We start from the raw sequence: 7,167 nt of genomic DNA on the forward strand, positions 1-7,167 counted from the left end.
CGTGGACACGGCGGCCCCGGCGGGCCGGGGCCGCCGTGTCCACGGCCAGGACCCGCCACGACCCCGCGCGGAACGCCTCGGCGACGGTACGGCCCTCAAGCCGCGGATGCCCCGCGACGTCCAGGGCCGCGAAGAGCAGCACCCGGCGTTCCACCGGGATGGCACCCAGGATCTGGCGGCCCATCATCGCTCCGGCGAACGCGGGCGCGGCCAGGTGGGAGACGCTGCGGCTGCGCGTGAGCGCCTCCGGGTGGGCGGCGCGCAGGGTGCGGTAGACGGCGGTGGCGAAGTCGTCGTCGTACAGACGCAGGACGACGCGCAGGTCGGGGCGTACCGACCGCGCGTACAGGGCGGCTTCGAGGTTGGTGGTGTCGGCGCTGGTCAGGGCGAGCAGGGCGTGCGCCCGGTGGATCTTGGCGGCTTCGAGGACGCCTTCCTGGGTGACGTCACCGAGGACGACGGGCACCCGCAGCCGCCGCGCGAGCGCGAGCCCGCGTGCATCCGGGTCGGCCTCGACGCACACCACGGGGATGCGGAGTTCGCGAAGGCGCGTGAGGACGCGCGTACCGATCTTGCCGACTCCGAGGAGGACGACGTGACCGGAGAGCCCACGGGGCGGCTTGCGCAGCGCCGACCCGCTGCGGAACGTACCGAGTCCCTCCAGGACGGCGGCGATGAGCACGGGAAGCAGCAGCAACCCGATGAGCCCGGAGAGGAGTTGGAGGATCTGGCGGCCGAGGGGATCGGCGAGCGCTGGTTCGTTGATGGCGAAGAGATCGAGGAGGGTCAGGTAGATGGCGTGCAGCGGATGAGCGCCCGTGACCGCCATGGACGCGACCGCGAGCCCGACCACACAGGCCACCAGACCGGCGAGGGACCAGCGCAGCCGCCGGGAGAACAGCATTCCGAACGGCATGCGGAAGGGCATTCCGAAGGGCAGTCCGGTGGGCAGGAGACGGCGGCCCGTGGGAAGCGGGGGACCGGAGTACGACACGGTCTCCAGGACGACGGTGCCGCGGCCGGTCGCGGCGGCCACGGACTGTTCGTCGGGCAGCAGCCGCGGCCCGTGCTCGCCGCTGTTCTCCGAACCGTCCGCGCCGGCCGGGTCGTTGGTGGTGGCGGAGAGCAGCGCCAGCGTGCACAGACCGGGGTCGGCGACTTCCCCGGGCCCCGGCGGCTGCCGTTCCACGGCCCGCAGCATCAGCCCGTCGGTCTGCACGATCTTGCTGGTGCCGACGACCGCGGTGGCCGCCAGCGCGGGGGCGGCGGTGTCGGCGTCGGACAGTACGGTCGTGGAGGCGTCGAGGAAACCGGGCGCGGGCGAACCTGCGGAATCACCGGTTCCGGAGGCCCCGGAGGTTCCGGGGGGCCCGGAGGTCCCGCCGGGCTCCGCGAGGCCCGCCATGGCCAGGGCGGACGCCTGGTCGAGCAGGGCCTCGATGTGCTGGCCGAGACGGCGGTTGTAGAGCCGTATGACCAGGCGCAGGCGCGGGTTGAGCCGGCGCGCCATGAGGGCCGCGCGGATGTTCGTCTCGTCGTCGTCATGGACGAGCGCCAGCGCGGCGGCGTGCTCGACCCCGGCCTCGGCGAGTACGGCCTCGGTCAGTACCGCGGCCTCCAGCACCTGCCCGGGACCTGACCCTTCGGAGGTACGGGATCCACGACCGGACGTAGCGGAACCGGTACCAGTACCACGGCCGGAGGCGCCGTCACCATCGTTGTTGCCGGTGGTGCCGTTGCCCGCGGCCCGGGTCACGGCGGCCGACACGCGGTTGAGCAGTGTCGAGGTGCGTGCCCGTCCGACGACCGGTGGCCGCTCGGTCCGCTCGGCGGAGGGCACGACCAGCGTCACCCGCTCCCCGTAGACACCACGCAACTCGGCCGCCAGCCGGTGCGCCAGGGCGTCGTCCCCGCACACCACCATGTGCGCGGCACGATCGTCCGGCCCGCTCTGATTCGGAAGGATCCCCACAACGACACAGACTGCATCACGGGCGCACGCGGTTGCACAACGGCCTGCCGCCGGGAAGTTGACGATGAGCTGTCGAGAACCTGGATGAGGAGTTGACGAGAACCCGGATGAGGAGTTGACGAGAACCCGGATGAGAAGCTGTGCCGGAACGGGCGTACTGAAGGTGGAGGGCGATCCACCGACGAAGCCCCTCCCTACCGGAGGTACCTCTCCCGTGACCACGACCGACACAGCACCGACCGGGGTTGAGGACCACGAGCCGCAGCCACAGCACACGCCGGCCGGGCCGAAGGGCTGGCAGTTCAACTCGCCCCTGGTCCTGACCATGCTGCTGCTCGCGGGTGTGGTGCTGCAGGGGCCCATCCGCGGGGCGTTGGACGCGCCCGTGATGCAGAGCTGGATGACCGTGTTCGTCGCGGTGATGGTGCAGGCGCTGCCCTTCCTCGTGCTCGGCGTGCTGCTGTCGGCGGTCATCGCGGTGTTCGTACCGCCGTCGTTCTTCGCCCGTGCGCTGCCGAAGCGGCCCGTCCTCGCGGTGCCGGTCGCCGGCATGGCCGGGGTGGTGCTGCCGGGGTGCGAGTGCGCGTCCGTGCCGGTGGCCGGGGCGCTGGTGCGCCGGGGCGTCACGCCTGCGGCCGCGCTGACGTTCCTGCTGTCGGCGCCGGCGATCAACCCGATCGTGCTGACGGCGACCGCCGTCGCGTTCCCGGGCAGGCCGCAGATGGTCGTGGCCCGTTTGGTGGCAAGCCTGTTGGTGGCCTGCGCGATGGGCTGGCTCTGGCATCGGCTGGGCCGTACCGACTGGCTGCGCCCACCGGCCCGGCCCTCCTGGGAGGGCCTCGGCAAAGGGGCGGCGTTCTGGGGTTCGGTGCGGCATGACGTGATGCACGCGGGAGGGTTCCTGGTCGTCGGCGCGATGGCCGCGGCGACGCTCAAGGCGGTGGTTCCGGCGGACTGGCTCGGCCTCGCCGCCGACAACCTGGTGGTGTCGATCCTCGCTCTGGCGGTGCTGGCCGTGCTCCTCTCGATCTGTTCCGAGGCGGACGCCTTCGTGGCAGCGTCCCTCACCCAGTTCTCGCTCACGGCGCGGCTGACGTTCCTCGTCGTCGGCCCGATGATCGACCTGAAACTCTTCGCGATGCAGACGGCGACGTTCGGCAGAGGGTTCGCCCTGCGCTTCGCACCCGCCACCTTCACGCTGGCCGTCCTGGTGTCGTCCCTGGTCGGGGCGGTGCTGCTGTGAACCGCCAGGCACAGGCAGCCGTACTCCTCCTCACCGGCGGGGCGATCCTGCACGCGGGCCTCACGGACCTCTACCTGCGGTACGTGAAGGCGGGGCTGAGGCCGTTGCTGCTGGCGGCGGGGGTGGTGCTGATCGCGGCGGCGGTCGCGACGGTGTGGTACGAACGCAAGGCCACCCGCACCGCACCCCAGCCTCCCGCCCTCGTTCCTGCCCCCGAGCAGGGGCACGGTGATGCGCACGGCCATGATCACGGTGATGCGCACGGTCACACGCACCGGGAACCCCGAATCGCATGGCTCCTGGTGCTCCCCCTCCTCGCCCTGATCCTGGTGGCGCCGCCGGCGCTCGGCTCGTACAGCGCCCTGCGCACGGGTACGGCCCTGCAGAAGCAGCCGTGGGGCTTCGCCGACCTTCCCGCGGGGGACACCGTCCGGCTGAGCCTCGTCGACTACGCGGGCCGCGCCGCGTACGACCACGGCCGTTCGCTCGACAACCGCCGTATCAAGACGGCCGGCTTCCTGGCCGTGGGCCACGACGGCACGCCCTACCTGGTCCGCATGGCGCTCAGTTGCTGTGCAGCGGACGCCCAGCCCGTGAAGATCGGCCTGATCGGCCACACGCCTCCGGTCCTGCGACCGGACACATGGCTGGAGGTCACCGGCACCTACACCGCCAAACAGACCAAGGACCCGGTGAACGACGGCATCATCCCGTTCCTGGACATCACGGAGGCGAAGCCGGTGAAGGCGCCACGGGACCCGTACGACGAAAGCTGGAACGGCTGACGGTTAACGGGGCTGGCTGACCCAAGCTGTCGATCCTCTGTCGATACGCGGTATGCGCGGGGGCGGAACGCCGGGCGTGAGCCAGGATGAACAACAGGATGAACAAACGGAGTTGTGAGTTCTCCACCTTTCCAGGAGGCCCGGAACGATGACCCGAATGACGCGCACGACCGGCAACGACCTCCACCCCTCCAGGCGCACGGTCCTGGGCGGCGCGGCCCTCACGGCGTTCACGGCCGTGACGGGAGCAGGCACGGCGAACGCGACCACGACGACCACTTCGTCTGCCCCCGCTGCCAAGTGGCCGACGGAGTTCCCGCTGCCCGACGGCTTCCTCCCCGAGGGCATAGCCATCGGCAGCAGGCCGTACGCGTACATGGGCTCGCGGGCCAACGGCGCGCTCTACCGCACCGATCTGCGCACCGGAAAGGGCGGGGTTCTCTTCGCGGGTGGCGCCGGCCTGGTGGCGGTGGGCCTGAAGCTCGACGAGGACGGCCTGCTGTATGTGGCAGGCAGCACGGGAGTGGCGCGTACACATGACTCCCGCACGGGCGACGTCGTGGCAACACACCAACTGACGGACGCCACCGGCCACTTCATCAACGACGTGACGCTTCTCGGCGACCGGGCCTGGTTCACCGACTCACGGGCGGCGGCGCTCTACGCGGTCCCGCGAGGCAGAAGGGGAACGGTACGAACCCTGCCGCTCACCGGCGACTGGGTTCAGCTGCCCGACGTCAACAACGCCAACGGAGTCGTCGGCACCCCCGACGGCCGCGCCCTGATCGTCGTCAAGAGCACGCCGGGCGTGCTCTACAAGGTGAACCCCAGGACGGGCCACGCCACGACGATCACCCTGGTCGGCGCACCCGACGTGGCCAACGGCGACGGCCTCTACCGCATAGGCCGCACCTTGTACGTGGTCCAGAACCGCCTGAACCTCATCAGCGTGTTCCACCTGAACTCCACGTCCACGAAGGCCACCCTGACGGGCACGATCACGGACCCCCGCTTCGACATCCCCACCACGGCAGCCCGCTACGGCAACCGCCTGTACCTGGTCAACGCCCGCTTCACGAGCCCGCAGGTTCCGGAGACGACGTTCACGGGGGTGGCGGTACCGATCTGACCTGGGCGGTTCCGGCAGACGTCGGCGCACACTGCACCGGGCATACCTGCGACCGCTCCTGCTCGGCGTCGGTCTGTGGCTCGTGGATGCCCGGTGCCCGGTGCCCGCGAACGTGATGTGGCCGTCCGGTGCCGGTGGTGCGGCGCTCCGAGGGTCGGGCACCGGGCCGTAGTCTTCGCTGTGGTCGCTTGCCGCATCCCGGTCGGCACAGGTCAGGCCCGGGTCGGGACGCCAGGCAGCCCAATTCCCGACCGATCGCGAACGAAGCGATGAGTTTTCCCGCCCTGGCAAGTCTCATCATCGTCGACCACCATGCGGGGACGACATCAGGAACAGGCTCATACTCAGGCTCAGGCTCAGACTCAGGTCCAGCACAGGAGGAACACGTGGCTCAGCTGCTGAGAGTCCAGAACTTCAACGTCTCAAGTGACGGAATCGGCGCCGGTGAGAACCAGACCCTTGAGCGGCCGTTCGGCGATGGCGTCGAGCCCGAGAGGCTGTTCACCTGGGTGGGCGCCACGGCGAGCTGGCCCATGCGCACCGACCCCGGTGGGACCCGGGGCCTGGACGACTACCTCACGCGGGACTACGACCGCAACATCGGCGCGGAGATCATGGGCCGCAACAAGTTCGGGCCTCAGCGCGGGCCCTGGCAGAACCATGAGTGGCAGGGCTGGTGGGGTGAGGAGCCCCCGTTCCACACCCCGGTGTTCGTCCTGACCCACCACAAGCGTCCGTCGATCACGCTTTCCGACACCACGTTCCACTTCGTCGACGGCGACCCGGCGACGGTCCTCGACCAGGCCCGGGAGGCGGCGCAGGGCAAGGACGTCCGACTGGGCGGCGGGGTCACCACCATCCGCCAGTTCCTGGACGCCGACCTCGTGGACACCCTGCACGTGGCGGTCTCGCCGCTCAAGTTCGGGTCCGGACTACGACTCTGGGAGTCCCCCGACGAACTGCTGGACCGGTTCCACCTGGAGGTCGTACCCAGCCCGAGCGGGGTGGCGCACCACTTGTTCTGGCGGAAGTAAGGGTTACTCAGGACCGACTCCGACCACCCCGCCACCTGCGGGTGGACCGCACACCAGGTCATCAGCTCAGCCGGCCGCACGGAGTTGGTCCCGGGAGTGGCAGTCCCGGCAGCGGCCGGGTTCCGCTGAGCGGAACCCCCGGTCGCAACCGTCGCAGTTCCACATGGGCACGACCGTCGGACGTACGGAGAGTCCCACGCCTCCGGCCGGTGCGGGCAGGCCAAGGGGTGTCTCCTTGAGCCGGTAGGCGAGGATGCGGGCCGGTCGGGTCAGCAACTGGTCCGGGAGTCGTGCGGTGAGGTGGTCCGTGACGTGTGTGGGCAGGAGGCCCGCCGCGAGCCATCGAGTGACGGCCGGGGCAAGTCGGGCAGCCTCCTGCTCGGACAGCACGAGGCGGGGATCGACCCGGCGCAGGGCGGCGAGTACGGAGATGGCCCGCGGGTCGGCCTCGGCGAACGGAACCGGTGCCTCCGTCTCCGTCTCCGCCTCGGCCTGTACGGGCGTGGCGACGGGTTCCTCCGTGGGCGCGGGCGTGACTACGGCGGCGGGCTGCTTTCGCGGCCGAGGTGGTCTAGGCGGCTCGGGAGATCCGTCCGGGTCCGGGTCCGGATCGCCGCCGGGGAGGTCATAGAAGTACGTCCGGGTACGGATCTTCCCGGTGGGTGTTCGCTCGCGGCGGCGCTCCAAGTACCCGGCTGCTTCCAGGTCCCTGAGGGCTCGCGAGATGAGGATCTCGCCCTCGGTGAAGTGCTCGCACAGCGCGGAGATGCTGACGGGTGTGCCGTCCGGCAGGGAGAGGATGTACGCGGCGACGCCGACCGTGACCGCGCTGCCGCGTCGCTGGGCGAGGGCGTTGGAAATGACGGTGAAGTCGGCCGTGAGGCGGGTTCGTACGTGGATCACGCCGGAGGTCGGAGTTCCGGCGGCGGCGCGCAGGCGCGCGTTAGACTGGGATTCAGCCATCGGGAAGGTGCTACTTCCTAGGTGGTCAGGCCCTCGATCGG

General features: G+C 70.5%; 6 protein-coding genes. 4 read left to right on the top strand and 2 right to left on the bottom strand.

The window, feature by feature from the left end:
- Window positions 1-1,924: potassium channel family protein (locus AOK01_RS14340; protein ID WP_055511492.1), on the bottom strand; the 1,924-nt coding region annotated here is incomplete at its 3' end.
- 262 nt (window positions 1,925-2,186) lie between these two features.
- Here AOK01_RS14340 and AOK01_RS14345 point away from each other — a divergent pair.
- The 4 genes from AOK01_RS14345 (at window position 2,187) to AOK01_RS14360 (ending at window position 6,163) form a co-directional block, all read left to right on the top strand.
- Entirely contained in the window at window positions 2,187-3,215 is a 1,029-nt protein-coding gene (locus AOK01_RS14345; RefSeq protein ID WP_370880352.1) for a permease, read from the top strand.
- Entirely contained in the window at window positions 3,212-4,000 is a 789-nt protein-coding gene (locus AOK01_RS14350; protein WP_055511493.1) for a TIGR03943 family putative permease subunit, read from the top strand. Before AOK01_RS14345 ends, AOK01_RS14350 begins: the two co-directional genes overlap by 4 nt.
- Window positions 4,001-4,157: 157 nt before the next feature.
- Window positions 4,158-5,129 carry an SMP-30/gluconolactonase/LRE family protein gene (locus tag AOK01_RS14355; protein ID WP_055511495.1) on the top strand — a complete coding sequence of 324 codons (972 nt, stop codon included), beginning with the start codon at window positions 4,158-4,160 and terminating at the stop codon, window positions 5,127-5,129.
- 386 nt (window positions 5,130-5,515) lie between these two features.
- The gene (locus AOK01_RS14360) at window positions 5,516-6,163 is read left to right on the top strand and encodes a dihydrofolate reductase family protein (protein ID WP_055511497.1); all 648 of its coding nucleotides are present in this window, start codon (window positions 5,516-5,518) and stop codon (window positions 6,161-6,163) included.
- A 66-nt stretch (window positions 6,164-6,229) separates the two neighbouring features.
- Here AOK01_RS14360 and AOK01_RS14365 read toward each other — a convergent pair whose 3' ends face one another.
- Window positions 6,230-7,126, bottom strand: a complete 897-nt coding sequence (locus AOK01_RS14365) for a hypothetical protein (RefSeq protein WP_213862096.1) — start codon at window positions 7,124-7,126, stop codon at window positions 6,230-6,232.
- Between the last annotated feature and the right edge of the window lie 41 nt (window positions 7,127-7,167).

Origin of the sequence: Streptomyces aurantiacus (assembly GCF_001418335.1) — a bacterium.
GTDB lineage: Bacteria > Actinomycetota > Actinomycetes > Streptomycetales > Streptomycetaceae > Streptomyces > Streptomyces aurantiacus.

Bases quoted from the DNA above. Each gene is read 5' to 3' on its own strand.
- AOK01_RS14355 (WP_055511495.1), top strand. From the start codon at position 4,158: ATGACGCGCACGACCGGCAACGACCTCCACCCCTCCAGGCGCACGGTC.
- AOK01_RS14365 (WP_213862096.1), bottom strand. From the start codon at position 7,126: ATGGCTGAATCCCAGTCTAACGCGCGCCTGCGCGCCGCCGCCGGAACT.